Origin of the sequence: Rhizobium sp. Leaf311, assembly GCF_001423445.1 — a bacterium.
GTDB lineage: Bacteria > Pseudomonadota > Alphaproteobacteria > Rhizobiales > Rhizobiaceae > Agrobacterium.
Map to the genome: position 1 here is coordinate 471,856 of NZ_LMNZ01000004.1, position 24,090 is coordinate 495,945.

30 protein-coding genes and 1 riboswitch are annotated in these 24,090 nt (G+C 58.7%); of the genes, 20 read left to right on the forward strand and 10 right to left on the reverse strand.

The annotated features are described in order from the left end of the window. Positions 1 to 72 precede the first annotated feature (72 nt). Both ASF69_RS07975 and ASF69_RS07980 read left to right on the forward strand, forming a co-directional pair. The gene (locus ASF69_RS07975; RefSeq protein ID WP_062586765.1) at positions 73 to 966 is read left to right on the forward strand and encodes a L,D-transpeptidase; all 894 of its coding nucleotides are present in this window, start codon (positions 73 to 75) and stop codon (positions 964 to 966) included. A gap of 192 nt (positions 967 to 1,158) precedes the next feature. Next, the gene (locus ASF69_RS07980; RefSeq protein WP_062587223.1) at positions 1,159 to 1,893 is read left to right on the forward strand and encodes a L,D-transpeptidase; all 735 of its coding nucleotides are present in this window, start codon (positions 1,159 to 1,161) and stop codon (positions 1,891 to 1,893) included. A 135-nt stretch (positions 1,894 to 2,028) separates the two neighbouring features. On the opposite strand, the gene ASF69_RS07985 is transcribed toward ASF69_RS07980, so the two are convergent. Beyond that, positions 2,029 to 2,475 (reverse strand): MarR family transcriptional regulator, encoded by a 447-nt coding sequence (locus ASF69_RS07985; protein ID WP_062587224.1) that lies wholly within the window; start codon positions 2,473 to 2,475, stop codon positions 2,029 to 2,031. Positions 2,476 to 2,671: 196 nt separating this feature from the next. On the opposite strand from ASF69_RS07985, the gene ASF69_RS07990 reads away from it, so the two are divergent. The 3 genes from ASF69_RS07990 to ASF69_RS08000 all read left to right on the forward strand — a co-directional run bounded on the left by ASF69_RS07990 (position 2,672) and on the right by ASF69_RS08000 (position 4,311). Continuing rightward, on the forward strand, positions 2,672 to 3,094 hold the full coding sequence (locus ASF69_RS07990; protein ID WP_062586766.1) for an organic hydroperoxide resistance protein: 423 nt from the start codon (positions 2,672 to 2,674) through the stop codon (positions 3,092 to 3,094). 103 nt (positions 3,095 to 3,197) lie between these two features. After that, positions 3,198 to 3,581 carry an MbcA/ParS/Xre antitoxin family protein gene (locus ASF69_RS07995; protein ID WP_062586767.1) on the forward strand — a complete coding sequence of 128 codons (384 nt, stop codon included), beginning with the start codon at positions 3,198 to 3,200 and terminating at the stop codon, positions 3,579 to 3,581. Next, positions 3,541 to 4,311, forward strand: coding sequence for an RES family NAD+ phosphorylase (locus tag ASF69_RS08000; protein WP_062586768.1), 771 nt, complete (start codon positions 3,541 to 3,543; stop codon positions 4,309 to 4,311). Before ASF69_RS07995 ends, ASF69_RS08000 begins: the two co-directional genes overlap by 41 nt. Here ASF69_RS08000 and ASF69_RS08005 read toward each other — a convergent pair. Continuing rightward, a complete protein-coding gene (locus ASF69_RS08005; protein WP_062586769.1) occupies positions 4,308 to 4,754 on the reverse strand; it encodes a MarR family transcriptional regulator in 447 nt (148 codons plus the stop codon). The genes ASF69_RS08000 and ASF69_RS08005 overlap by 4 nt on opposite strands. Positions 4,755 to 4,879: 125 nt before the next feature. Here ASF69_RS08005 and ASF69_RS08010 point away from each other — a divergent pair, with 125 nt between their 5' ends. Further along, positions 4,880 to 5,608: a thioredoxin family protein gene (locus tag ASF69_RS08010; protein WP_062586770.1), complete on the forward strand. Its 729-nt coding sequence runs from the start codon at positions 4,880 to 4,882 to the stop codon at positions 5,606 to 5,608. Positions 5,609 to 5,630: 22 nt separating this feature from the next. After that, complete coding sequence (locus ASF69_RS08015; RefSeq protein ID WP_062586771.1) at positions 5,631 to 6,119, forward strand: DUF1579 domain-containing protein; 489 nt, start codon at positions 5,631 to 5,633, stop codon at positions 6,117 to 6,119. 5 nt (positions 6,120 to 6,124) lie between these two features. Here the strand turns inward: ASF69_RS08015 and ASF69_RS08020 are convergent, their stop codons facing one another. After that, entirely contained in the window at positions 6,125 to 7,690 is a 1,566-nt protein-coding gene (locus ASF69_RS08020) for a helicase HerA-like C-terminal domain-containing protein (protein ID WP_062586772.1), read from the reverse strand. A gap of 209 nt (positions 7,691 to 7,899) precedes the next feature. On the opposite strand from ASF69_RS08020, the gene ASF69_RS08025 reads away from it, so the two are divergent. Further along, positions 7,900 to 8,292, forward strand: a complete 393-nt coding sequence (locus ASF69_RS08025) for a DUF937 domain-containing protein (RefSeq protein WP_062586773.1) — start codon at positions 7,900 to 7,902, stop codon at positions 8,290 to 8,292. A 9-nt stretch (positions 8,293 to 8,301) separates the two neighbouring features. Here ASF69_RS08025 and ASF69_RS08030 read toward each other — a convergent pair whose 3' ends face one another. Then, positions 8,302 to 8,730 (reverse strand): helix-turn-helix domain-containing protein, encoded by a 429-nt coding sequence (locus ASF69_RS08030; RefSeq protein ID WP_062586774.1) that lies wholly within the window; start codon positions 8,728 to 8,730, stop codon positions 8,302 to 8,304. A 102-nt stretch (positions 8,731 to 8,832) separates the two neighbouring features. On the opposite strand from ASF69_RS08030, the gene ASF69_RS08035 reads away from it, so the two are divergent. Continuing rightward, positions 8,833 to 9,591, forward strand: a complete 759-nt coding sequence (locus tag ASF69_RS08035) for an SDR family oxidoreductase (RefSeq protein WP_062586775.1) — start codon at positions 8,833 to 8,835, stop codon at positions 9,589 to 9,591. A 184-nt stretch (positions 9,592 to 9,775) separates the two neighbouring features. Here ASF69_RS08035 and ASF69_RS08040 read toward each other — a convergent pair whose 3' ends face one another. From ASF69_RS08040 to tam, 3 genes are all read right to left on the reverse strand, one after another. Continuing rightward, the gene (locus ASF69_RS08040; protein WP_062586776.1) at positions 9,776 to 10,603 is read right to left on the reverse strand and encodes an aldo/keto reductase; all 828 of its coding nucleotides are present in this window, start codon (positions 10,601 to 10,603) and stop codon (positions 9,776 to 9,778) included. Between the two features lie 157 nt (positions 10,604 to 10,760). Continuing rightward, the gene (locus ASF69_RS08045) at positions 10,761 to 12,053 is read right to left on the reverse strand and encodes a Tad domain-containing protein (RefSeq protein WP_062586777.1); all 1,293 of its coding nucleotides are present in this window, start codon (positions 12,051 to 12,053) and stop codon (positions 10,761 to 10,763) included. 189 nt (positions 12,054 to 12,242) lie between these two features. Continuing rightward, the gene (gene tam / locus ASF69_RS08050) at positions 12,243 to 13,013 is read right to left on the reverse strand and encodes a trans-aconitate 2-methyltransferase (RefSeq protein ID WP_062586778.1); all 771 of its coding nucleotides are present in this window, start codon (positions 13,011 to 13,013) and stop codon (positions 12,243 to 12,245) included. 232 nt (positions 13,014 to 13,245) lie between these two features. Here tam and ASF69_RS08060 point away from each other — a divergent pair, with 232 nt between their 5' ends. Then, the gene (locus ASF69_RS08060) at positions 13,246 to 14,133 is read left to right on the forward strand and encodes a branched-chain amino acid aminotransferase (protein ID WP_062587225.1); all 888 of its coding nucleotides are present in this window, start codon (positions 13,246 to 13,248) and stop codon (positions 14,131 to 14,133) included. A gap of 12 nt (positions 14,134 to 14,145) precedes the next feature. Here ASF69_RS08060 and ASF69_RS08065 read toward each other — a convergent pair whose 3' ends face one another. After that, complete coding sequence (locus ASF69_RS08065; protein ID WP_062586780.1) at positions 14,146 to 15,048, reverse strand: LysR family transcriptional regulator ArgP; 903 nt, start codon at positions 15,046 to 15,048, stop codon at positions 14,146 to 14,148. Positions 15,049 to 15,138: 90 nt separating this feature from the next. On the opposite strand from ASF69_RS08065, the gene ASF69_RS08070 reads away from it, so the two are divergent. Next, a complete protein-coding gene (locus tag ASF69_RS08070; protein WP_062586781.1) occupies positions 15,139 to 15,747 on the forward strand; it encodes a LysE/ArgO family amino acid transporter in 609 nt (202 codons plus the stop codon). On the opposite strand, the gene ASF69_RS08075 is transcribed toward ASF69_RS08070, so the two are convergent. Next, a complete protein-coding gene (locus tag ASF69_RS08075; RefSeq protein WP_062586782.1) occupies positions 15,725 to 16,609 on the reverse strand; it encodes a LysR family transcriptional regulator in 885 nt (294 codons plus the stop codon). The genes ASF69_RS08070 and ASF69_RS08075 overlap by 23 nt on opposite strands. A 99-nt stretch (positions 16,610 to 16,708) precedes the next feature. On the opposite strand from ASF69_RS08075, the gene ASF69_RS08080 reads away from it, so the two are divergent. Next, positions 16,709 to 17,251 carry a GNAT family N-acetyltransferase gene (locus tag ASF69_RS08080; RefSeq protein ID WP_062586783.1) on the forward strand — a complete coding sequence of 181 codons (543 nt, stop codon included), beginning with the start codon at positions 16,709 to 16,711 and terminating at the stop codon, positions 17,249 to 17,251. Between the two features lie 9 nt (positions 17,252 to 17,260). Here ASF69_RS08080 and ASF69_RS08085 read toward each other — a convergent pair whose 3' ends face one another. Beyond that, entirely contained in the window at positions 17,261 to 17,593 is a 333-nt protein-coding gene (locus ASF69_RS08085) for a hypothetical protein (protein ID WP_062586784.1), read from the reverse strand. A 222-nt stretch (positions 17,594 to 17,815) separates the two neighbouring features. Between ASF69_RS08085 and ASF69_RS08090 the strand changes: the two genes are divergently transcribed. From ASF69_RS08090 to ASF69_RS08125, 8 genes are all read left to right on the forward strand, one after another. Then, a complete protein-coding gene (locus ASF69_RS08090) occupies positions 17,816 to 18,418 on the forward strand; it encodes a superoxide dismutase (protein WP_062586785.1) in 603 nt (200 codons plus the stop codon). A gap of 96 nt (positions 18,419 to 18,514) precedes the next feature. Then, positions 18,515 to 19,360, forward strand: a complete 846-nt coding sequence (locus ASF69_RS08095; RefSeq protein WP_062586786.1) for a metallophosphoesterase — start codon at positions 18,515 to 18,517, stop codon at positions 19,358 to 19,360. 169 nt (positions 19,361 to 19,529) lie between these two features. Beyond that, the gene (locus ASF69_RS08100; RefSeq protein WP_062587226.1) at positions 19,530 to 20,165 is read left to right on the forward strand and encodes a LysE family translocator; all 636 of its coding nucleotides are present in this window, start codon (positions 19,530 to 19,532) and stop codon (positions 20,163 to 20,165) included. A 180-nt stretch (positions 20,166 to 20,345) separates the two neighbouring features. Beyond that, positions 20,346 to 20,777, forward strand: a complete 432-nt coding sequence (locus tag ASF69_RS08105) for a cytochrome c (RefSeq protein WP_062586787.1) — start codon at positions 20,346 to 20,348, stop codon at positions 20,775 to 20,777. A 76-nt stretch (positions 20,778 to 20,853) separates the two neighbouring features. Then, the gene (locus tag ASF69_RS08110) at positions 20,854 to 21,771 is read left to right on the forward strand and encodes a cytochrome c (RefSeq protein WP_062586788.1); all 918 of its coding nucleotides are present in this window, start codon (positions 20,854 to 20,856) and stop codon (positions 21,769 to 21,771) included. A gap of 29 nt (positions 21,772 to 21,800) precedes the next feature. Beyond that, positions 21,801 to 22,058, forward strand: a riboswitch (cobalamin riboswitch). Positions 22,059 to 22,204: 146 nt separating this feature from the next. Further along, positions 22,205 to 22,387: a CbtB domain-containing protein gene (locus ASF69_RS08115; RefSeq protein WP_062586789.1), complete on the forward strand. Its 183-nt coding sequence runs from the start codon at positions 22,205 to 22,207 to the stop codon at positions 22,385 to 22,387. Between the two features lie 13 nt (positions 22,388 to 22,400). Next, complete coding sequence (locus tag ASF69_RS08120) at positions 22,401 to 23,147, forward strand: CbtA family protein (protein ID WP_062586790.1); 747 nt, start codon at positions 22,401 to 22,403, stop codon at positions 23,145 to 23,147. Position 23,148: 1 nt separating this feature from the next. Beyond that, a complete protein-coding gene (locus ASF69_RS08125; protein WP_062586791.1) occupies positions 23,149 to 23,472 on the forward strand; it encodes a hypothetical protein in 324 nt (107 codons plus the stop codon). Positions 23,473 to 24,090: the final 618 nt, after the last annotated feature.

A 24,090-nucleotide genomic window follows, 5' to 3' on the forward strand; every position in this document is an offset into this window, starting at 1 on the left:
CCGTTTCTCCAGCTTCGCGCCAGCCGGGCAGGGCATGGTCATCGCAACGATGACTCCCTTTGAAGCGGTTCAATGACAGTTCTATCCCTGAAACACTGCCGTCGCCTTCTGTCTCTTGCGGTGCTTTCCCTTTTGCCGGGCCTGAGCGGGTGCCTGTTCATAACCGATACGAGCCGTATGAACCCGGATGTGTTCGTGCAGGAAACGGCGCCAGTCTTCAATTACAACAATGTCGGCTCGATCCCGCGTCCGCCGCTTCCGCCCACGCCGGGCTCGATCAATAGCCGCCCGCCGGATCTTTTCCGGTCGCAATTCCAGCAGCAATATGGCCCGCCATCCACAACGCGGCCTTCCGGTTCGGGCCAGTCGCCAGCCTACAGCACGCAGGTGCTGGGATACGGCCTGCCGGTTAGCAACCCGCTGCATCGTGTCATGTACGACCAGATCAGCGATGATGGGCATACGCTTCCCGCCATCCCTTACTCTCGCGTCGATCCGCGCTTTTTGCGGCAGGATGTCGATTATCAGACCGCCGAGGCGCCGGGTACGATCGTCGTCGATACCAAGCAGCATTTCCTTTATCTCGTTCAGCCCGGTGGAAAGGCTGTTCGCTATGGCGTGGGTCTTGGCCGGGAAGGCTATGCCTGGGCCGGACGTGGCAAGATTCAATGGAAGGCCAAATGGCCGCGCTGGACGCCGCCCGATGAAATGGTCCAGCGACAACCGGAGCTGGCGTCGATTTCTTCCGCCAATGGCGGCATGGTTCCCGGTCTCAACAATCCGCTCGGTGCCCGGGCGCTTTACATTTTCAAGGATGGCAAGGACACGCTTTACCGCGTCCACGGCACGCCCGATTGGCAATCGGTCGGCAAGGCCACGTCGTCGGGATGCGTGCGAATGCTCAATCAGGATGTCATCGATCTCTATGACCGCGTGCCGCAGGGTGCGCCGATTGTGGTTATCTGATCACGCACTGAAATAAAGCAGGCCAAAAGTGCCATTGTTGCGCAACAGCAACTGTCCCTTAGCTATCTGTTAACTGCTATACCAATAGCTGATCTGCTGTGGAACAAACGACGTACAGCGAGATTGAAGGATGGTTCTGCAACCCCGCGTACATCCGCCTAGTCGCTTCGATGTGAGAAAAACGGCCTTATGATGAGCACCGACACAAATATTTCCAGACGTAGATTACTTTCCCTTCTCGGCCTTTCCTCTGCATCGCTTCTGACGGGCTGCGCTTCCTACAGCGCTCGGCCTTTCAACAGCGTTCAGCCGGGAACCCTTGCGAGCAATTTCGCGGGCGATATGCGCTCGATGTTTGCCGGTGGCATTTCCGATGACGAACTTGCCGTCATGTATGGCACGGTTGAAGATGGCGGCTACGTCATTCCCGCCGTTCCCTACCAGAAGATCGACCGCCGCTACTATCGCCAGCGCGTTGTCGACCCGACAGGCGAACCTGCCGGAACCATCGTCGTGGATACGCGCTCGCGCCTCCTCTATGTCGTAGAGGCTGGCGGTTCCGCCATGCGCTACGGTGTCGGCATCGGCCGCGAAGGCTTCGCATGGTCGGGCGAGGGCGTCATCCAGTGGCGTCAGAAATGGCCAAAATGGACCCCGCCGGATGAAATGGTCGCCCGCCAGCCGGAACTGGTCAAGTTCTCATCCAAGAATGGCGGCATGCCACCGGGCCTTAAAAACCCGCTCGGCGCGCGCGCGCTCTACATCTTCCAGAACGGCAAGGACACACTCTATCGCCTGCACGGCTCGCCAGAATGGAACTCCATCGGCAAGGCCGTCTCTTCCGGCTGCGTGCGCCTGATGAACCAGGACATCATCGACCTCTACGACCGCGTGCCGAACAAGGCGCGGGTTGTGGTGTGGCAGTAAAAATTGAGTGAGGGCAGCTTGGGCTGCCCTCACTTCGTTTGGCAGGCAGTGTCTGCTTGAGCGCCGCCCATTTACGCTGACAACGAATGACTTGCGTCTTCTTGAGCCAAGACTCGATGACAGGCCGCCCCCGCGTCATTCCTTCACCAAGTTTTCCTTCAACGCATTCAGCCTGTCTCGCAGCTGCCCCAGCTCCTCCAGGCTGCACCCGGTTGCTTGTCCGATGGAGCGCATCACGTTTGTGGCTTTTTGTTTCATACCGGCACCTTCTTGCGTAAGGGCTATCAGAACCTGACGCTCATCCACGGTGCCGCGCTTGCGGGTGATCAGGCCTGCCTGTTCAAGCCGCTTGAGGAGCGGGGAGAGGGTGCCTGAATCCAGCCCCAGCATTTCGCCGAGCGTTTTGACGGTTGCCGTTTCCTTCTCCCAAAGGGCCATCATGACGAGATATTGCGGATATGTCAGGCCCAGTGGCTCTAGCAGCGGTTTATAGGCGCGGTTGAAGGCATGTGCTGCGCCGTATAGCGCGAAGCATATTTGCAGGTCGAGCCTCAGCAGGCCGTCCATCGTTCCGTCGTCCATCATGTGAGCTCCAAAATGCTGCTGGAGAGGGAACAATTTATCCTGTCACTCGGTTCCTGCACTATGCAAAAGGCAACGCAATCTCCTCAACACATATTGCAGAAACGGGAAAATTTCTCAATGTGCAAAATTATATTGCGCACAATTTAATTGTGGGCTATATGATCGATAACATCAACCAAAGGAAGTGATCGACATGGCAATTCTCTACACAACACAGGCATCCGCAACGGGCGGCCGTGCAGGCAACGCCAAGTCCGCAGACGGCAATCTGGATGTCACCTTGACGGTTCCGAAGGAGCTGGGTGGCGACGGTGCAACCGGCACAAACCCGGAGCAGCTTTTCGCAGCCGGATATTCCGCTTGCTTCCTCGGCGCGCTCAAGAACGTCGCTGGCAAGGAAAAGGTCAAGATCCCCGAGGACACGACCGTTACCGCAACCGTTGGCATCGGCCCGCGTGATGACGGCACCGGCTTTGGCATCGAAGTGTCCCTGAAGGTCAACATTCCCGGTCTCGACAAGGAAACCGCGGAAGGTCTCGTCCAGAAGGCACATATCGTTTGCCCATACTCCCACGCCATGCGCACCTCGACCGAGGTTCCGGTCTCTCTGGCGTAATCTGGTTTTCCCAAGATATGACGCATCAAGGGCTGGCTCATCGCCAGCCCTTCTTGTTTTCAGAAAGAAATCTGCTATATTCTTTCCAAGGAAAGGATATGCCATGAATATCCGCGTGAAACCAGAGGCAGCGCCCGCAGAGCAGGGCAGGGTCGTGACGAAAGCCGTCATTGCCGCAGCCGATCGGTTGGGCCTCAGTGCCGCCCGCGTCGCAGACATTCTGGGCGTCTCGGCACCAACTGTTTCCCGCATGAAGAAGCTGGATTTCGTTCTCGATCCGGCCAGCAAATCATTCGAGCTTGCGGTGCTGCTCATCCGCATCTTTCGCTCCCTGGATGCTGTTGTCGGCGGGGACGAAGGCGTCGCGCGCGGCTGGCTGAAAAACCACAATACCGCTCTGGCCGCTGCGCCAGCCGACAAACTCACAACCATTACCGGATTGCTCGATGTCCTTGCATACCTGGACGCCCGACGCGCTCCGCTCTGAAAGACGGGAAATTTCCGGGCGCTGGTGGCGGCTGGTGGAGGCGCAGCACCGTGTTTCGACCATGAAGCTTGTCGATACTGTCGAGGAACAGTCCCTGCTTGAGGATCTGCTGGAAAACAGCAAAAGGCGCTTTCCGCCTGAATGTGATGGCCTCGATTACCTTCTCGCCACGCCCTTCCGTTACGATGCCGCCTATCCGCACGGATCGCGTTTTCGCAGGGCGGGTTTTACCAAGGGCGTTTATTACGCGTCTGCGGCGGTGGAAACGGCGCTGGCTGAAATGGCCTTTTACCGGCTGCTCTTTTATGCGGAGTCGCCGTCAACGCCGCTACCTGCCAATGCGGCGGAATACACTGCCTTTTCGGCCGCCATCGACACGCCGTCCGCGCTGGATCTCACGCAGCCACCTCTTTCACGCGACAAGACCATCTGGACGGACCCGACGAATTATGAACCCTGCCAGGGCCTGGCTGACTGCTCGCGCGAGGCGGATGTTGATGCCATCCTCTACCAGTCTGTCCGTGATCCGAAAGAAGGGCTGAACATCGCCCTTCTGACGCCGCTTGGCTTTTCCCGCAAGCAGCCGGTAGAGCGCACCAGCTGGCGCATCCGGCTTGCAAATTCCGGTGTTCAGGCGCTCTGCGAATTTCCGATGCACAGAATTGGGTTTGCGCTTGAGGATTTTGCAGGAGACCCGCGTATTGCCCAACTCGGCAAGGGCAGCCCCTAGCCGAGATCGATCAGGTCTTGCCTGAGGCGATTGGCATCGCCGCTTGCAATCTGCGCTTCCACTTCCACATGGGTCTGCGTCCAGATCGGTAGTGCGCGGACAAGCACAGCCAGGCCTTCTTCCGTCAATCGAAGTCGTTTGCCGCGCTTGTCCTTCGGGTCTGGCTCTACCGATACCAGCCCACGCTTTTGCAGCGGCTTCAGCGCCGCTGTCAGGGTGGTTCGATCCATGGCCAGAAGCTGCGCCACCGGTCCCATCGGCGGCGGTTCAGACCGGTTCAGAGACATCAGAAGCGAAAATTGACCATTGGTCAGTCCCGCCGGCTTCAATGCCGCGTCAAAGCGGCGGGCAAGGGCGCGTGCGGCACGTTGCGCATGAAGGCAGAGACAGGTGTCTCGCACAAAAAGCGTTGTCGAAAAAGGAATCACCGGCATATTTGACATGCGTAATATATGTTGATATCAACGTAATTAGTCAAGCAAAATCGCACCAGTCGCCGCGAGAGCGGCGCTGGTCGTGATGGTTTGACGTCAGGCAGGCAGATGGACGATCGAAGGAGGATAAGGTCATGCCGAATGCTGTTGTTTCGAGACAGGAGTGGTTGGAAGCCCGCAAGGCGCTTCTGGTCAAGGAGAAGGAACTGACGCGTGCCCGCGATAGGTTGAACGAGGCGCGCCGTGCGCTGCCCTGGGAGCCGGTGACGCGAGACTATGTTTTCGACACGGCCTCGGGCCCAAAGTCGCTGGGCGAACTCTTTGGACACTGCAGTCAATTGCTGGTCTACCACTTCATGCTGGCGCCGGATTGGGAAGAAGGCTGTGTGGGATGTTCTTTCCTGGCGGATCATCTCGACGGCGCAGTCGTTCATCTCAAGGCAGGCGATGCAGCTTTTGTCGCCGTCTCCCGCGCTCCGCTGGAAAAGATCGAGGCTTACAAGGCGCGCATGGGCTGGAAATTCCCCTGGGTCTCATCAAACGGAAACGATTTCAGCTACGACTATCAAGTCTCGTTCCGCGATGAGGACGTAGCCTCCGGAACCATTACCTATAATTACCGGGATATACCCGCCATGGGCGAACTGAAGGATCTGCCCGGTGCCAGCGCCTTTGCGAAAGGTGAGGATGGCAGGATTTATCACACCTATTCCACCTACGCCCGCGGGGCGGAGCAGGTCATCTCAACCCTCATGCTGCTGGATTTCATGCCAAAGGGCCGCAACGAAGAGGGCACGATGAACTGGGTGCGCCGCCACGACCAGTATGAGGATGCACCGAAAGCATCCGGCTGCTGTCACTGAAGCGAGAGGGAGGAAACGTGAGATGGAAGACGCAAAGCCACAGGCAGAACACGCGTTTTTGCAAAGATTGGTCGGCGAGTGGCATATGGTTTCAGCCACCGGCTGTCAGGAATACGATCCCAATGATCCGCAAATGCGATTTACGGAAACGGTAAAGTCCATCGGCGGGCTGTGGATCGTCTCGGAGGGCAAAGGCAGGATGCCGGATGGCACGCCCACCACGATGGTCCTGACACTTGGCTTCGATCCGGCCAGCGGACATTATGTCGGATCCTGGATCGGTTCCATGATGACGACCTTCTGGACCTACAAGGGCTGGCTGGAGCCGGATGGCAAGACGCTGGTGCTGGAAGCGAAGGGCCCGAAATTCGACGGCAGCGGTGAGACGACGACCTATCGTGATGTCGTGACATTGCACGATGACGACAGTCGCACGTTCTCCGGCAGCGTGATCCAACCCGACGGCAGCTTCCAGCAATTCATGTCGTCTGATTTCCAGCGCACCCGTTAGGGACGTTACCGCCGCAAACTGCCCAGAATACCGCGCACCAGCGCCCGTCCGACAGAGCTTGCAACGGTGCGAGCAGCGCTTTTCATGGCGGCCTCGATGACGGTTTCGCGCTGGTAACCGATCGTCTTGCGGGTGCCGCCGCCTTTCTTCGTCTGGGCGGGCTCGTCGTCGCCGAAGCCGGGAAGGGTCCAGCGACCGGCTGCCGTATCCGGCTGCTGGCGCGCCTGTTCCTCTGCGGCTCGCTTCGCAGCTTCTGCCTCGGCCGCCTTGCGGGCGCGGGCCGCGAGCATCTCAAAGGCAGATTCTCGGTCGAGATCCTGATCATAAACACCGGCAACAGGGCTCGTGCTCATGATCGTGCGGCGTTCCTCGTCGCTGACAGGCCCGACCCGGCCGGATGGCGGACGCACCAGCGTGCGCTCGACGATGGAGGGCGCTCCCTTGTCGCCGAGCGTTGAAACCAGCGCTTCGCCCGTGCCCAGCGTTGTAATCGCATCTGCCGTGCTGAAGCCGGGGTTCTGCCGGAATGTTTCGGCTGCCGTTTTTACGGCCTTCTGTTCGCGCGGCGTGTAGGCGCGCAGCGCATGTTGCACCCGGTTGCCCAGCTGCGCCAGCACGGTTTCCGGCACATCGAGCGGGTTCTGGGTGACGAAATAGACGCCGACGCCCTTGGAGCGGATGAGCCGCACTACCTGCTCCACGCGTTCCACCAGCACGCGGGGCGCATCGTTGAACAGCAGATGGGCTTCATCGAAGAAGAAGACCAGCCTTGGCTTTTCAGGGTCTCCAACCTCAGGCAGTTCCTCGAACAGTTCCGAAAGCATCCACAACAGGAAGGTGCCGTAGAGGCGCGGGTTCATCATCAGCTTGTCGGCGGCAAGCACGGAGATCGTGCCGCGACCATCGGGTGTCACGCGCATGATGTCTGAAATCTTCAGTGCCGGTTCGCCAAAGAAATGCTCGGCACCCTGCTGCTCCAGAACCAGCAACCCGCGCTGCAGCGAGCCGACAGATGCCTTGGAAATCAGGCCGAACTGGTTGGAAAGTTCGGATGCGTGTTCGCCCATGTAGTTGAGGAGAGCCTGCAGGTCTTTCAGATCCAGCAGCGGCAAGCCGCCCTGATCGGCAATCTTGAAGGCAATGTTGAGCACGCCTTCCTGCGCTTCCGAGGCATCCATGAGGCGTGCCAAGAGAAGCGGCCCCATTTCTGCGATAGTGGCTCGAACGCGGTGGCCTTTTTCGCCGTAAAGATCCCAGAAAATAACCGGAAACTGCTCGAAGGACAGGTCGGAGAATCCGATCTGCTCGGCGCGTTTCATCACCCAGTCTTTCGCCTCGCCCTTTGCGGCAATGCCGGAAAGATCGCCCTTGATATCGGCGCAGAGAACGGGAACGCCCGCGCGCGCAAATCCTTCCGCCATGACCTGCAGGGAAACCGTTTTGCCGGTGCCCGTCGCGCCGGTAATCAGGCCGTGGCGATTGCCGAATTTCAGGTCCAGATATTCACCCTTGTTGAGCGTGTCGTCAGGATTGCGGCTCGTGCCGATGTAAAGCTTTCCGTCCTGCAGCATCTGGCAATCCCTCCGGTGACGCGGGCGTGATGCCCTTTATCCATTCTTTGCAATATACTTATAGGAACTGTTTCCAGCCTCGACAACTGTTTGATAGGGTTCAAAGAAAGGCGGCATAAAAGCTTCTGCCACGCCCTTTCACGGCCTTGAGTCTGCAGGGCAATTGTTTTACGTTGACGTGAACGTAATTTTCGCATCAGGAGGAATATATGAGCGAGATCGTAACGCAGGTGGCTGACAAGGTGGGCATAGCGCCCGAGCAGGCCGAAAAAGCTCTTGGCATGATGCTTGGATTTCTCCAGCGCGAAGCCGATGATGCGCCTGTGGCAAAGATGATCGAATCGATCCCCGGCGCACCAGAGCTTGTGGCCCGTTTCAACGGTGAAGGCCAGGGCGGCGGCGGCCTTCTGGGCGGCCTGATGAGCGCCATCGGTGGCGGCGGCATCATGGGTCTCGGTCAGCAGCTGATGAGCCAGGGCCTCGGCATGGGCGAAATCTCCGCTCTTGCCAAAGAAACCATCGCAATCGCCCGCCAGCACGCAGGCGACGAAACAGTGGATCAGGTCATTTCATCTGTTCCCGGCCTTAGCCAGTTCGCCTGATAACCAATCTCAAATCGCAGGGCGCGCCGGGTGTTCGCTGAACGCCTTGCGCGCCTTTTCTATATCTGCGTGATGCGTTTCCGCCCAGATCCAGACGCCGCAGAAGGCGCTGTCGAGGCTCTTGCCGAGCGTGGTCAGGCTATAGTCAACATGCGGCGGAATGACGGGATGGATGACGCGGGTGACCAGCCCGTCGCATTCCATCTGTCTTAGCGTCTTTGTCAGCATTTTCTGGCTGATGCCTGAAACGTGCTGGCCGATCTGCGTGAAGCGCAGCGTGCCGTGTTCTTCCAGAATTTCCAGAATGAGCATCGTCCACTTGTCCGCCACCTTGGCGATAATGTCGCGCACCAGTGCTTCGATGGCCGCATCAGCTCTGCACGGCGGGGCCGGTCGGCGACTTGTTTCGATGGGTTGATCTTTGAGATGCCCTGTCATTCCGACACTCTCCTTTGGGTGCGTATAAATCTTTTCAGTGCCTACTATCCATTGGAGAGCAATCTACCTAGGTTTCGGCAAGACAACAAGGAAGGCACCCCCATGCAAATCACAGGCAACACCATCCTCATCACCGGCGGCGGCTCCGGCATTGGTCGCGCACTGGCGCAAGCGTTTCACGCACTTGGCAACAAGGTCATCATTTCCGGCCGTCGCGCAGACGTCCTGAAGGAGGTCGCCGCGGCAAATCCGGGCATGGCCTGGGCTACGATGGATGCGACCGATGCCGAAGGCATCAAGGCGTTTGCAGACAAGCTGATCGCCGACCATCCTGATCTCAACGCCGTCATCAACAATGCCGGCATCATGAAGAACGAAGATATCAAGGCCGCGCCGACCTATCTGGATACTGCCGAGGAAACGATTGCCACCAATCTTCTCGCGCCCATCCGCCTGACAGCAGCGCTGCTGCCGCATTTTCTGACGAAGCCCAAGGCAACGGTGTTGACGGTTTCTTCCGGTCTTGCCTTCGTTCCCATGGTGGCCACGCCCACCTACAGCGCCACCAAATCCGCCATTCACGCATATTCCATGGCCATCCGTGAGCAGCTCAAGGGGACGTCGGTCGACGTCATCGAAATCATCCCGCCCTATGTGCAGACCACATTACAGGGCGACCATCAGGCCACGGACGAGCGTGCCATGCCGCTCGATGCCTATATCGCTGAGGTCATGGACATTCTGACCAACCAGCCGCAGGCAACGGAAGTTGTCGTCGAACGCTGCAAGCCGCTCCGCTTTGCCGCCCAGAACGGCAATTTCGATCAGGTCTTCGGGATGGTGAACGGTCTGCATTCCTAATCCGCAGAACGGCTGATATCTCGTCTTTCGAGAGCAACGTAGCCCCGGCCTTGAGCAGGGTTTCGCCAACCCAAGTCATTGGGTTGGCAGCTTGCTTGACCTGGCAGACGCTCTGCATCGTTAAGGCAGGAATGACTAATAGTGGTGGCCAGTCATGGCGCTCAAATAATGGATCAGTGCGAGGCTACTTGTCCCACTCCGGTGCCAGATGGCCCGGATTGACAATCCGTCCATCCGCCTTAGCGAGCGCGTGGATCGCCTGCATCTCATCGTTGGACAGTTCGAAATCGAAAATATCGTAGTTTTCCTGCAGACGGCTTTCGGTCGCCGTCTTGGAAAGCGCGATCAGATCGGGCTGTTGTATGGCCCAGCGCAGAGCGACCTGTGCTGCGGTCTTGCCGTGCTTTGCGCCGATGTCCTTTAACGTTGCATCGCCAGGCACCTTTCCATCCGCCATCAGATAATAGGCGGTGACAGAAATGCCGTGTCTGCGGGCGGCTTCGATGACTTTTGTCTGATCCAGATAGGGGTGATACTCGATCTGGTTGTTGGCAATCGGCGCGTCGGAAAGCTTTACGGCCTCATCCATCAAGGCGACGTTGAAGTTAGAAATACCGATATTGCGGACTTTACCGGCTTTGTGAACTTCGTTCAGCGCGCCGATGCGTTCTGCCAGTGGCACATCGCTCTTCGGCCAATGCAGCAACAGAAGATCGACGTAATCCGTCTTCAGTTTTTTCAGGCTCTCATCGACCGATTGGATGAAGTCATCGTGCCTGTACTGATCGACCCAGACCTTTGTCGTCAGGAAGATATCGCCGCGCGCAACGCCCGAATTGGCGATGACATCGCCCACCGATGCCTCGTTCTTGTAGACCTGCGCCGTATCGACATGGCGAAAACCGAGATCGAGCGCCTTTGGAAGAATACGATGGACATCTTCGTCAGGCATACGGAACGTGCCGAAGCCGAGCGCCGGAATATGTGCGCCATTGGCGGTAACTGTGTGCATGGATTTACTCCCGTGTGAATTCAGCCCTGCAGGAAATGCGGGCCGGGATGACAAGGGAATAAGTGGGGCAGGGGGGAATTGGTTCAAGCCGTGAGCACGGTTTTAGCCAATTGGCCGGTGACACCCAACGCTGGATGCCACCAGATCGCGCTGGAAATCAGCTCGTCAAGCGTGGCGAGGTGATGATGCGCTTGAACAGTGCCGTCATGGCCTCCGAGATGCCCTGAGTCGGGCTGACTTCGAAGAAGAGGCCTGGGGTTGCGCATTCCTGCATGCGGGTGCTGATCTGCGATTGGAACGGACTGATCCAGGTGTTGTACCAGTCGTCATGGGGCAGGGGCAGATAGGTCGTATAGAGAACGGCGATCTTGTATCCCTTGTCCTTCAGGGCCGTGCAGAAGCGGGTGTCGATCGGTTCCTGGCACCGTCCGCCATTGCTTTTCTTCGTGCAGGTGGATGGCTTGTGGCTGTCGCCCACGCCATCGGAAACGAAAAACACGACCTTGTTCGGTGAGGAAGAGCTGGTGCCGTTGCCGGGCAAACCCATCTGGTTGCCAAGCTCCGTCAGCGTATTGTCGAAATCCGTCAACTTGCTCTCATCCGACTTCTTCGAGGTTGCCGACATCAGGTCGATCGTCGCCGCTTTCTTTTTTGCCATTGCCAGATTGGTCGTCAAAGGCACGACTTCCAGAAGCTTGGGGTCCTGTGACTTTTCGCCGAACGTATAGACTGCCATGCGATACTGGTCGGTAACCGTGCGCATATTGGTGGCGGTGTCCATCAACGATGCCGTTGCCTGGGCAACGACATTGATGCGCGTCGTCACACCCAGCTTCTTGGCGAGATGATAGTAGCTGTTGGTATCGTCGACGCCATCCTTGCTGACGACGTGGCAGGCGAAGGCGCACTGGTCCTTTGTGTTGTCCATCATCAGCTTGACGTCAGCCGGGGTGGCGCCTACGCCCATCGACGGGGTGTTGTCGAGCAGGAGATAGAAATCGCTATAGGCTTCCGTCTGGTAAACAGCCGTGGCCTTGCCCCCGACCGTTACGAAATCCTTGCCCAGAACGCGCGTCAGCGTCGTTTTCACGGTGGCTTTGAAGCTGACGGCGGCCTGCACCGAATTGCCGACCTTCTCGACGGTCACCGCAACGGATTCGATTTCGAAATCGTCGCGACCAACGGAATCGTTTTTGAAAAATTCCTCGGCTTCGTCTTTTGGCAGCTCGATCGTGCCATCGCCGGACATTTTTCTGGCTGCGATGACCTGCGGCGACATCTTGGCTACCGATGACAGAACTGCGGCATCGGCAGCCTGTTGCAGATCTTCCTTCACCGAAAGGGCCTGGCTGAGATCGAGCGCAACACCGGCGGCGCCAAAAACAGGCACAATCAATAGCGCGGTAAGAATACCGAAGTTACCTGATGTCTCTTTCCAGAAATTACGCACAATATACCCCAGCGATAAAATTCACCGGAAAGAATAGCCAGATAAAATTGAAAACTGGTTTCTTAAAATAACTAACCAAGAGTGAAAAAATTAGGTCAACTTATTGATATCGATACATTAAAACGTGCTTTTAAAGTAATTGCGCAAATGAGGCTGGAGTGCAAGCGGAAATGACGGAGCACCGCCTCGTCACGCCTTGATGGCAACGACGAAAAGGCGAGGAAAACGCAAAAGCCGACGCCCATCCGCCATGGCCGGGTATGCGGCGTCTATGCGTGCAAGATAATCCGCAAGAAATGCCGCGCGATGGGTCTCACCCGCCGTCTCCAGATAGGGTCGCAGACCTGTGCCCTTGACCCATTCGACAATCGCCTGCGCATTCTGCATCGGGTGATTGTAAATGCTGTGCCAGACATCGACCCTCGACGACACGGCCGACAGACGGTCGAAATATGTGGCGGGGGCGGGCAGTGGTTGCCGTCTCAGGGACTTGCCTTCGAAGGCCGATTTCCAGTCTCCGGCCGCACTGCTTTCCTCCATCATGAGATGGGTGGGTTCAGCCAGATTATCCGGCATCTGCACGGCCAGCACGCCGCCGGGCTTGAGGTGGGCCATCAATGCCACAAGAATGTCGAGGTGGTTCGGCAGCCACTGGAAAACGGCGTTGGCATAAAGCAGATCAGCCGGTTGCTTTGGCCGCCACGTGGCAAGGTCCGCCCGCTGGAACGTGGTATTGGGCATTCTCAGCTGAGCCTTTTCCAGCATGTCTGCATCGCTGTCTATCCCGGTTACGACGTTGACGCCGTAGCGCTCAGCCAGAAGTTCGGTGGAATTGCCGGGGCCGCACCCGAGATCATAGGCTGCGCTCAAGCGCTCCAGCGGCACCTGGGCCAGAAGGTCGCTGGCGGGACGGGTGCGTTCGTTTTCGAATTTCAGATATTGTTGCGCCGACCAGACCATGATGCACTCCTTTGCCGAATAAAGAATTGCATGGCAAAAGCGGGTGCGCCATCCAAAGATCCATCAAAAAGGATGATGAGTGGATCGATATGATTTGAGCGTTGCGCAATATTGTCCAAGCGATCAGCTATTTTCCCGTAACTTTCCATCAATTTCCGCGAAGGGCTGAATTTGGCCTTGACGCAAAACATGTGGGGGCTTTCATTCCTCGCAAATGTTCAAGGAGAATATCATGTCCGTCGATACTGCGCCGCGTTCCCCAACCTGGACCTATGTTGATGGCCAGTGGCTGCCCGGCAATCCACCTTTGATCGGGCCGACATCGCACGCCATGTGGCTCGCCTCCACGGTGTTCGATGGCGCGCGCTGGTTCAACGGTCTGGCGCCGGATCTCGATCTCCACTGCCAGCGTGTCAATCGCTCGGCCATCGCCATGGGCATGAAGCCGACGATGACGCCTGAGGAGATCGAGCAACTGGCGCTGGAAGGTGTCACCAGGTTCGATGGTAATACGGCCATCTACATCAAGCCCATGTATTGGGCAGAACACGGAATGCCCGGCAGCATCGTTGCCCCTGACGCCGCCTCCACCCGTTTTGCGCTGTGCCTGTTCGAGGCGCCGATGGATGCCGGTGCGCCGGTCACGCTCACCGTATCGTCCCTGCGTCGCCCGTCGCCTGAAACCGCGATGACCGACGCCAAGGCTGGCAGCCTTTATCCCAATAGCGGTCGCGCCATTCTTGAGGCACGCTCGCGCGGCTTCGGTGGCGCCCTGATGCTGGATATGAACGGCAATGTGGCTGAAACCTCGTCGGCCAACGTCTTCATGGTCAAGGATGGCGTTGTTTTCACACCCGTTCCAAACCGTACCTTCCTTGCCGGCATCACCCGTTCCCGCGTCATGGGCCTGCTGCGCCAGGCGGGCTTCGACGTGCGCGAGGCGACATTGTCGGTTGAGGATTTCCGCGAAGCCGATGAGATTTTCTGCTCGGGCAATTATTCCAAGGTTTCTCCGGTCACCAAGCTGGATGACAGGGAATTGCAGGCCGGGCCGGTGGCTCGCAAGGCTCTGGATCTCTACATGGAATGGTCGGCAAAGCCGGGTGCCGGGGCTGAGTGAGGGCTGGTGCCCTCATTTCTGGATCAGAACACCTCTCGCCACATCCACCAGCGCCTGCGTCAATGGCTTCAACCGGTCTGCCGCCAGCCGGTTGACCTGCCAGTAGAGCGGAATATCGAGCGGTGTTTCCGGCACCAGCTCCTTGAGACGGCCCGCTGCCAGATGATCCCGCACCAAGAGTTGCGGGTTCATTCCCCACCCCATCCCCAGCAGCGAGGCGTCAACGAAGCTGTGCGTGGAAGGAAGCCAGTGGGTGGGGTAGACAATGGACGGGCCGAAATGCTTGGTAACCCATGTCAGTTGCAGCCGGTCCTTCTGGCTGAAGGTGAGGGCAGGCGCCTGGCCAAGGTTCGCCTGCGTTACGCCGCCCTGGAAATGCCGGTCCATGAAGGCCGGGCTTGCCGTTGCGTGGTAACGCAAGGCGCCCAGCGGCACCACGCGACAGCCCTGCACCGGCTTTTCCAAACTCGTCACCGCCGCCAGAACCCGTCCCCGTAGCAGCCAGTCAGCCGTGTAATCCTCGTCATCAACGGCGATATTCAGCAGATAGTCCGTATCGGTCGCAAAACCGGCAATGGCATTCATGAACCATGTGCCGAGGCTGTCGGAATTGGTGGCGATGTTCAGCGTCACTTTCTGCCCCGGCTCATCCTCTGTCATCAGGGATGGAAGCTGGTCGAGAAGCTCCATCTCCAGCATGCCGACATGTTCCATGTGGCGGCAGACCCACTCTCCCTTTTCAGATGCGGTGCAGGGTTGTCCGCGCAGAATGAGAACAGTGCCGAGCTTCTCTTCCAACTGCTTGACGCGTTGGGATATGGCCGAAGGCGTAACGCGAAGCGCCAAAGCCGCCTTCTCGAAACTGCCGGTCTGTACCACCATGGCGACCGCGCGAAATGCTGCATAATCCATCATTTGAATTAGCCTGACTTAATTGTGCTTAGGAACATTAACTGGATTAATCCGATTGCGGCGATTATCCAAGCCTTCGAACAGGGGGTACGGATGGATTTTTCGATTTATGTGACTGGACTTACCGTGGGGCTGACCTTGATTGTCGCGATCGGAGCGCAGAACGCCTTTGTGTTGCGACAGGGCCTGCGCGGAGAGCATGTTCTGGCCGTGGTTTTGACCTGCGCCATATCGGAGGCCATTCTGGTCACGGTCGGCGTGACGGCGTTCAGCCGCATCGCCGCGATCCTGCCGGGGCTTGAGCCAGTCATGCGCTATGCGGGGGCTGCCTTCCTGTTGTGGTACGCCGCCAAAAACCTGCAATCTGCGCTGGGCTCGTCCAGCGTCCTTCTTGCCGCATCCGGCAACGTGACACCGCTCGCACCCACCCTGGCGACATGCCTTGCGCTGACGTGGCTCAATCCGCATGTCTATCTCGATACGGTCATCCTGCTTGGCAGCATCTCCAGCCAGTTTCCCGGCAAGGAAGCATCGTTTGGGGCAGGCGCTGTCAGCGCTTCCGTGCTGTTCTTCTTCTCCCTTGGCTATGGCGCACGCTGGCTGCGCCCCGTCTTCGCCAGTCCGCAGGCGTGGCGCATATTGGAAGGCGTCATTGCGTTGACCATGCTGCTCATCGCCATCACGCTTCTGGCCGGTGGCTGAGAAGTGCGCTCAGCGCGCGCAAGGGAGCGGTCATATGTTTGTCGCGACGAAGAGCAAGGGCCAGCCTGCGCTCCAGCCTTGGAGAGAGGGACCGTATCACCAGCGATGCCGAAGCGGCCTCATCCTGCACGGCCATGGATGGAACGATGGCAATACCAAGCCCGGCTTGCGACAGCTTCTTCAGGGCTTCGACACTGCCCAGCTCCATCACCGGCTGCAGGCGCTTCCCGCTTGCCCGCAGCCAGTCATCCACCAGCCGTCGCGTGTTTCCGCCCTCGTAGAGCAAAAGCGGCTGGTCGCAGAGATAATCGGGGGTGATATCTCCGCGCGGCACGGGGGCGTCCGGCGGAAAGATCGCCACCAGCTCGTCGCAGATGATGTCGCGCAGGTCGATGCTGCGCGCGCTGGCGGGCAGGGTCACGATAGCCGCATCGATCATATTGTCCTCCAGAAACCGCAGGATATCCGGCGTGTTGCCGGTCTGAACCTTGATCTCAATGTCAGGCATGGCGTGGCGTATCTGGCCCAGAATGGCGGGCAGGAAGTAGATCAGCGCCGTTGCGCCGGTGCCGATCCGCAGCCGGCCAGCGGCACCACTGCGATGGGGCGCAATCGCCTCCATGGCCTGCGCCACATCCTCGGCAATGCGTCGCGCATGGACCAGAAGATCACGTCCCGCCGTTGTCGGTTGCGCCCGCCGCCCGACACGCTCGATCAGCCGTGTGCCCAGCTGCTTTTCCAGCAAGCGGACATGCAGGCTGATGGCGGGCTGCGTCATGCCGACCTTCTGCGCCGCAGCCGAAAAACTTCCCAGATCCGCCACGTCGATAAAGCTGCGCAGCTGCTTGAGATCGAAATCCATGAAACGAAGAATTCCTTATGGTTTGCATAAGATGGATAAGCTTTATTTTGGTTTCCGTCTGATGCAAACTGCGTGCAACGATTTTCCCAGGACATTGAAATGCATTCCCAGCAAAAACCTGCCGTCTTGATCCGCCCCTGCGAGGAGGCCGACATCTCCGTCATTACTGAAATCTACCGCGACGCGGTCCTTCACGGCAGCGCCAGTTTCGAGATCGAGCCACCTTCTGCAGAGACCATGCTGGAGCGCAGACGGGCGCTGGTCGAGGGTGGATTTTCCTATATCGTTGCGGAAGTGGAAGGCACCGTCGCGGGCTATGCCTATGCCGGGCCGCACCGCGCACGCCCAGCCTATGGCGCAACCGTCGAGGATTCGATCTATGTCGATCCGGGCCGCAAGGGTCTCGGGATCGGCAAGACGCTGTTGCTGGCTCTGATAGAGGATGCGACATCGCGCGGCTTTCGCCAGATGGTGGCCGTCGTCGGCGATTCAGACAATGCAGCCTCGATCGGCGTTCACCGTGCCGCCGGTTTCGACATGGTCGGCACGCTGAAGTCGGTCGGCTGGAAGCACGGGCGTTGGCTGGATATCGTGCTCATGCAACGCCCGCTGGGTGAAGCGGACAGCACGCCCCGCTTCTGACCCGCGCTGTCAGGGCTTGGTGGAGCCCGGCATTTCGACCTTGACCGTATCTGCGGCCAGCTCGCTACCCAGTTCCACGGCCTTGCTCTTCTTGTCGTAAACGCAAATGTGGCTGACGGCTGTATCTGTGCCCTTTGCCTTGCCGGTCATGATGGCCAGGCCGAAATGCTCGCTGCCGGTCGGGTCGACCACGGCCTTGGCATCCTGAAGCAGGTCTTTCGACGCGGCAAGACATTTTGCCTGCACGTCGGCCGCAAATTCCTGCCAGGCATCGCCGGACGATGCGGCGGCGGGCAAGGCGGCGAGGCTTGCGAGACATGCGGCCAGAACCATGCGTTTCATGAAAATCTCCCTGCTGCTTCATCATCCGGAAATCGAACGGATTTTTCGTGTTTGGTACGCCAGCCTTGCTGTCAAAAATGTTTTTCGAGAGGCATTGGTGGAATTTTCTCTTTTGCCGGAACATTTTGATATTTCACAGGTTGCCTCGGATGGCGTCCGCTCTTATGGTCCGCGCACAAGGTTTCAAGGAGCGGCCACGCCGCTGCAACAAGGAGTAAAACCATGGCCTTTGAACTTCCCGAACTGCCTTACGATTACGATGCGCTCGCGCCTTACATGTCGCGCGAAACGCTTGAGTTTCACCACGACAAGCATCACAAGGCCTACGTGGACAACGGCAACAAGCTCGCGGCCGAAGCCGGTCTTGCGGATCTTTCGCTGGAAGAAGTGGTCAAGAAGTCCTTCGGCACCAATGCCGGCCTGTTCAACAATGCTGCCCAGCACTACAACCACGTCCATTTCTGGAAGTGGATGAAGAAGGACGGCGGCGGCAACAAGCTGCCTGGCAAGCTGGAACAGGCATTTGCCTCCGACCTCGGCGGCTATGACAAGTTCAAGTCCGATTTCGTCGCAGCCGGTACAACGCAGTTCGGCTCCGGCTGGGCCTGGGTTTCCGTCAAGAACGGCAAGCTCGAAATTTCCAAGACCGCCAATGGCGAGAACCCGCTGGTTCACGGTGCAGAGCCGATCCTCGGCGTCGACGTATGGGAACATTCCTACTACATCGACTACCGCAACCTGCGTCCGAAGTACCTCGAAGCCTTCGTCGATAATCTCATCAACTGGGATTACGTTCTGGAGCGCTACGAGGCCGCTTCCAAGTAAGCGTCTCGCATACGAGAACAGGAAACGCCCGGCCATGTGCCGGGTGTTTTCGTTCTGTCATAAGGGTGTCATTCGCCCGGCCTATGCGGGGGCATCATGACAGACACATCCAAGCCACTCTTCTCCTTCGGCGTCGTCGCCGATCCCCAATATGCCGATGTTCCGGCCCGCCCGGAAATGAACCGTTATTATGCGGAAAGCCGAGGCAAGCTTTCGCAGGCCATTGAAACATTCAATGCCCACGAGCTTGAATTCGTGGTGACGCTTGGCGATATCATCGACCGTGGATGGGAGAATTTCGACGCTATCATGGGCTGCTATGATGCGCTTGAGCATCGCTGCGTGCTGTTGCCGGGCAACCACGACTTTTCCGTCGCGCCCGAATATCTGGATCGCATTCATGCCCGCCTGAACATGCCTGCACCATGGTATGATTTCAAAGTCGGCGGCGTCCGCTTCGTGGTGCTTGATGGCAATGATGTCAGCCTGTTTGCACCGCCGCCCGGCGATGCCCGCCGGGAACTGGCCAGCGCACGTCTGGCCGCGCTGCAAGAGGCAGGTGCCATCAACGCGCAGGAGTGGAACGCTTCCTTCAGCCGGGACCAGCTAAACTGGCTCGATCAGACCCTGACCGCCGCAGATGCGGCAGGCGAACATGCCATCCTGTTCTGCCACTATCCGCTCTACCCGCAAAATGCTCACAATATGTGGGACGCACCGGAAATCCTGTCTCTGCTTGCGGCTCACCCAAGCGCGAAAGCCTGGTTCTGCGGCCATAACCACACCGGCAATTACGGCCAGCTCGGCCACACGCATTTCGTCAATTTCAAGGGCATGGTGGATACGCCCGACGAAAACACCTTCGCCATTGCCGATGTCTACGAGAATCGCATCGAAATCACCGGGTTCGGGCGGGAAGAAAGCCGAACGCTAATCTTCTGAACACTGGCCCTCTGAGAAGATGGCAGTGCGGCCTTTGCTGAAACGCATCGCCAGCGAGATGGATCGACCACACTTATTCATTTGATATTTCCTGGAAAAACGGATGGCTATCGACGCGATATCGCACATCCAATGTTTGACCAATGCTGTATTTTCAGGAATATTCGAGATGTCTTACACGGAAAATCTCTGGCTTTATTTCACGCTTTTATTCGGCATCATCATCCTGCCCGGGGTCGATATGCTGTTTGTTCTGGCCAGTTCCCTGACGGGTGGAAAACGGACGGGCCTTGCGGCAACGTCGGGCATCGTGGCGGGCGGGGTCGTTCACTCGCTTTATGGCGCAATCGGCGTGGGGCTGCTGGCAAGCCTCATTCCGGTGCTGTTCAAGCCGCTTCTCATCTTCGGTGCGGCCTATAAGATCTGGGTGGGCTTCGGACTGGTGCGCAGCTCCATCGTCATCGAAGGGGGGGAGGCCGATGCCAGCGCATCCGCCTGGCGCGCGTTCCGCCGCGGTATTGTCACGTGTCTCAGCAATCCAAAAGCCTATCTCTTCATGATGGCCGTCTACCCGCAGTTTCTCAAGCCTGCCTTTGGCCCCATCTGGATACAGGGCGTCATCATGGGGTTGATGACAGCGGCCACGCAGCTTGCCGTCTATGGCACGCTGGCAATGACGGCAGGCAAAAGCCGCGATTTGCTGGTGTCTTCACCGCATGTGACGGTTTTCATTGGCCGCGCCGCAGGTCTGCTGCTGATCGTGGTTGCCGGTTTCACCGCTTGGGAAGGAATTGTCAGTCATTGATATACGCCTGATTTCGCTTCAAAAATCACCGGAATGTGACTTCTTTTTGCCATTTGAAACGGGCATCTTCCTGTGCGTTCATTGCGCGTGTCGCAAAACTGTGCAGAGGTTTTGCGATGAACATTATGTGACCATATAGATCATACATGCCGCCTTCGTGCGGATCAGGAGAGAGAGATAATGAAGCTTAGAACCATTGCCGCATCCATTATGATTGGCTGTCTTTGCGCCGGTGCGGTTTCCGCAGCCGGCGAGATGGAAAAGCGCGAAGGCCTGATGAAGGGCATCGGCGGAGCCATGGGCGCGCTGGGCGCGATCGCCAAGGGTGAAAAGCCCTATGACGCAGAAACCGTCAAGACAGCGGTAACGACAATCAGCGCCAATGCGAAAGCCTTCCCGGACCAGTTCCCGGCTGGCTCCGAAGGCGGCGCTGCGGCACCTGCCATCTGGCAGAACTTTGCGGATTTCAAGTCGAAGTCAGAAAAGCTGGGTTCGGATGCAGATATGGTTCTGGCACAGTTGCCGACAGACCAGGCAAGCGTTGGCGCGGCCCTGAAGACGCTGGGCGCCGATTGCAGCAGCTGCCACCAGACCTACCGCCTGAAGAAGTAATACACGCCCATCAGGTCCGCCACTCAACCGGCGGGCCTTTTTGCATTTTGAATTTTTGAGTGGAGCGGAGAAGGCAATGGCTTCCATCTGGACGAAGCTGGCGGGTGGCGTCGTTGTTGCTGGCATTGCCGGGTTCGGCGTTTTCATGTGGGTCACCGCGCCGCAGCGTCAACCGCCAAGCCACTGGGCCAATCTGGGCGAGCCCAACCTTGCCAATGGCGAAACTCTTTTCTGGGCAGGCGGTTGCGCAAGCTGTCATGCCGCCCCGGATGCGACCGGAGACGCTTTGAAGACACTGTCCGGCGGGCAGGCGCTGCCAAGCCCGTTCGGAACCTTCCACATGCCCAATATTTCGTCCGACCCTCAGCATGGCATCGGCGGCTGGACGGTGGCGCAATTCGGCGATGCGATGACGCGCGGTGTTGGCAAGGATGGTGAGCATCTCTACCCATCCTTCCCCTATGCGTCCTACGCGCGGATGACGCCGCAGGATATCAACGATCTCTTCGCCTATCTGAAAACATTGCCCGCCAGCACCAATGATGCACCGGCGCATGACCTGCCATTTCCCTTCAACATTCGCCTGAGCCTGGGTGGCTGGAAGTTCCTCTATTTCGACAAGGGTCAGCCAAGGGTGCAGATCGCCAATGCCGACGCGCAGGTCGTTCGCGGGCAATATCTGGTGGAGGGTCCCGGCCATTGCGGCGAATGCCACACCCCGCGCGATGCGCTGGGCGGTTTCCTGAAAGACCAGTGGCTTGCCGGCGGACCAAACCCGGAAGGCGAGGGACGTATTCCCGATATCACCCCGGGCTCCGATACCATCGGTTCATGGACACGGGCCGATATTGCCAGCTATCTCGAAACCGGCTTTACGCCGGACTTCGACAGCGCCGGTGGCTCCATGGTCAAGGTGCAGCAGAACATGGCGCGTCTGACAGCGGAAGACCGTGATGCCATCGCGGCCTATCTCAAGGCCGTGCCCGCGCGGTAATTGCCCATTGACTCGAGCGCCCGATCGCCGGATAACGGTTGTGTGATGGTCTTTCCGGTTCGCCCGGAAAGTGAAAAGGGAACACGATAGGGGTGTGAAAACCTTGATTCGTGGCTGCCCCCGCAACTGTGAGCGGAGAGCCTGAAAACAAAAGCCACTGATCTGGCGCATCGACGCGAAATCGTTTTCGATCTCGTAAAATACGATGCGGACCAGGAGGATCGGGAAGGTGTTTTCAAGGTTGTGACCCGCAAGCCAGGAGACCTGCCATCACATGAAGTGTCGTCAATACCGGCGGGGTGTCCGGGTAAGCACGGTTGGCAGGTCGGGTATTCCCGCCTTTAAAACCATGTGTCTCTTTCCCCGTGGTGAATGTTGAATGCGGTTGTGGGCTTTGATCAGCAATGGCCCGGCCGCACATGAGAGGGTCACCATGTCCATACAGCAAAACACGGCTTCATCGGCCGTATCGTCAACCACAGCAAAAATCGCGCAGGCGCTGACAGCCGCCGCACTCGGCCTGTTCATCGTCGGTTTCGTCGGCTTTTCGCATGTCGAGGCCGTGCACAATGCCGCGCATGATACGCGCCATGCAAACGCCTTCCCTTGCCATTGAGGGGAGACGAGACATGCCTTTTTTCCGTAACATCGTTTTTACCGCCGTTCTGGTTGGGCTGATTGCCGGTCTGGCCGTCAGCGCCATGCAGGCAATCGGCACCACACCGCTTATTCTGCAGGCTGAAACCTTCGAAAATGCCGGTGGCGAGGCCGCGCATGTCCACGGACATGATGCCGCAGCAGCACCCGCAGATCACCACCACGACGCCGCAACGCCTTCGGACCATCACCACGATGCCGAAGCCTGGGCTCCGGCAGATGGGTTCGAGCGCAATGCCTATACCATCGCTGCCAATGTGCTGACGGCCATCGGCTATGCGCTGGTGCTGACCGCTCTGATTTCCTTGCGCGGCCCGGCAAATGGCTGGCGTGAGGGCCTGTTCTGGGGCCTTGCGGGCTTTGCCGCCGTCATGCTGGCCCCCATGATCGGCCTGCCGCCAGAGCTGCCCGGCAGCCCGGCAGCCGAACTCGGCGCACGCCAGATGTGGTGGGTGGGCACCGTTGCCGCCACGGCAAGCGGGCTTGCGCTGCTGGCCTTCAAGCGCGCAGAACCATGGGCCGCCATTCTCGCCGTGGCGCTGATTGCGGCACCGCACATCATCGGCGCACCGCTGCCGCCGGAGGGCGAACATGCGCTGGCGCCCCTGCCGCTGGAACGCCGCTTCGTGGTGCTGGCCACCGTCACAAGCTTTGTCTTCTGGCTTATTCTCGGCGCTCTCAGCGGCCTTTTCCTCAAGCGGTTCGAGGCGGCACGGTAGAATGACAGGGCAGGGAAATGACGACGCCGAATGGAGCGATGGGCTCGATGCGCTGAGTTTCCCTGTCCCCAACCATGCAGGCCGCTGCGTCATGCACCGGCTGGCCTTCCGGGCGCTTCTGGCAGTCGAGCCGCAACGAGACGCCTGCCTTGCCTATTTCACGGCAAACAAAGCCGCATTCCTCAGCGCCGCCACCACCAAAATCACCCGCCTCGCTCTGCCCGCCGACCGCAGCCTGCACATCAACAGCCGCGACCTGCGCCGCGCCATAACCCCACAGGCCACCACCAGTCCCGCCCGCCTTTGCCGCGTTCTGGATCGCTAGGACTGTTTTTACCGCAGTTGCGGCGGGCGGGATGCCTCAAGTCTGACGTGGCGGGCGGGGCTTACCCGCTTTGTCCCACCGGACATCTCACCCACCCCGTCATCCCGGCCTTCAGCCGGAAGCCAGCCAGGCCCAAGTCTTTGGGCTGGGAGCAGGCGCTTTATCAGACGGATGTCGTCTTTTGGCTGGGGAGAGTTTCTTGACCGAAGGGACGTCGTGTTGTGGCTGAAGAGAGTCTTTTGATCCGACGGACGTCGGATCGCTGGACCCCGGATCAAGTCCGGGGTGACGGCGGTGTGTGGTGGCGGGTGGGGATTGCTGGGGTGGGCTGGGGTGTGCTGGGGTGGGTGCTGTTGGCGTATCGGCGGGGGAGACTTGTTGTTGGTTCCGCCTGCGATTTTCTTTGACTTCAGGCATTCCCTTTTACCTTCCGTCATTCCGGCCTTGAGCCGGAATCCAGCCAGCCCAAGTCTTTGGGCTGAGGGGAAGCGCTTGATCAGACGGACGTCGTCTTGTGTCTGAAAAGAGTCTCTTGATCCGACAGACGTCGGATCACTGGACCCCGGATCAAGTCCGGGGTGACGGCGGTGGGTGGTGGCGGGTGGGGCTTGCTGCGGG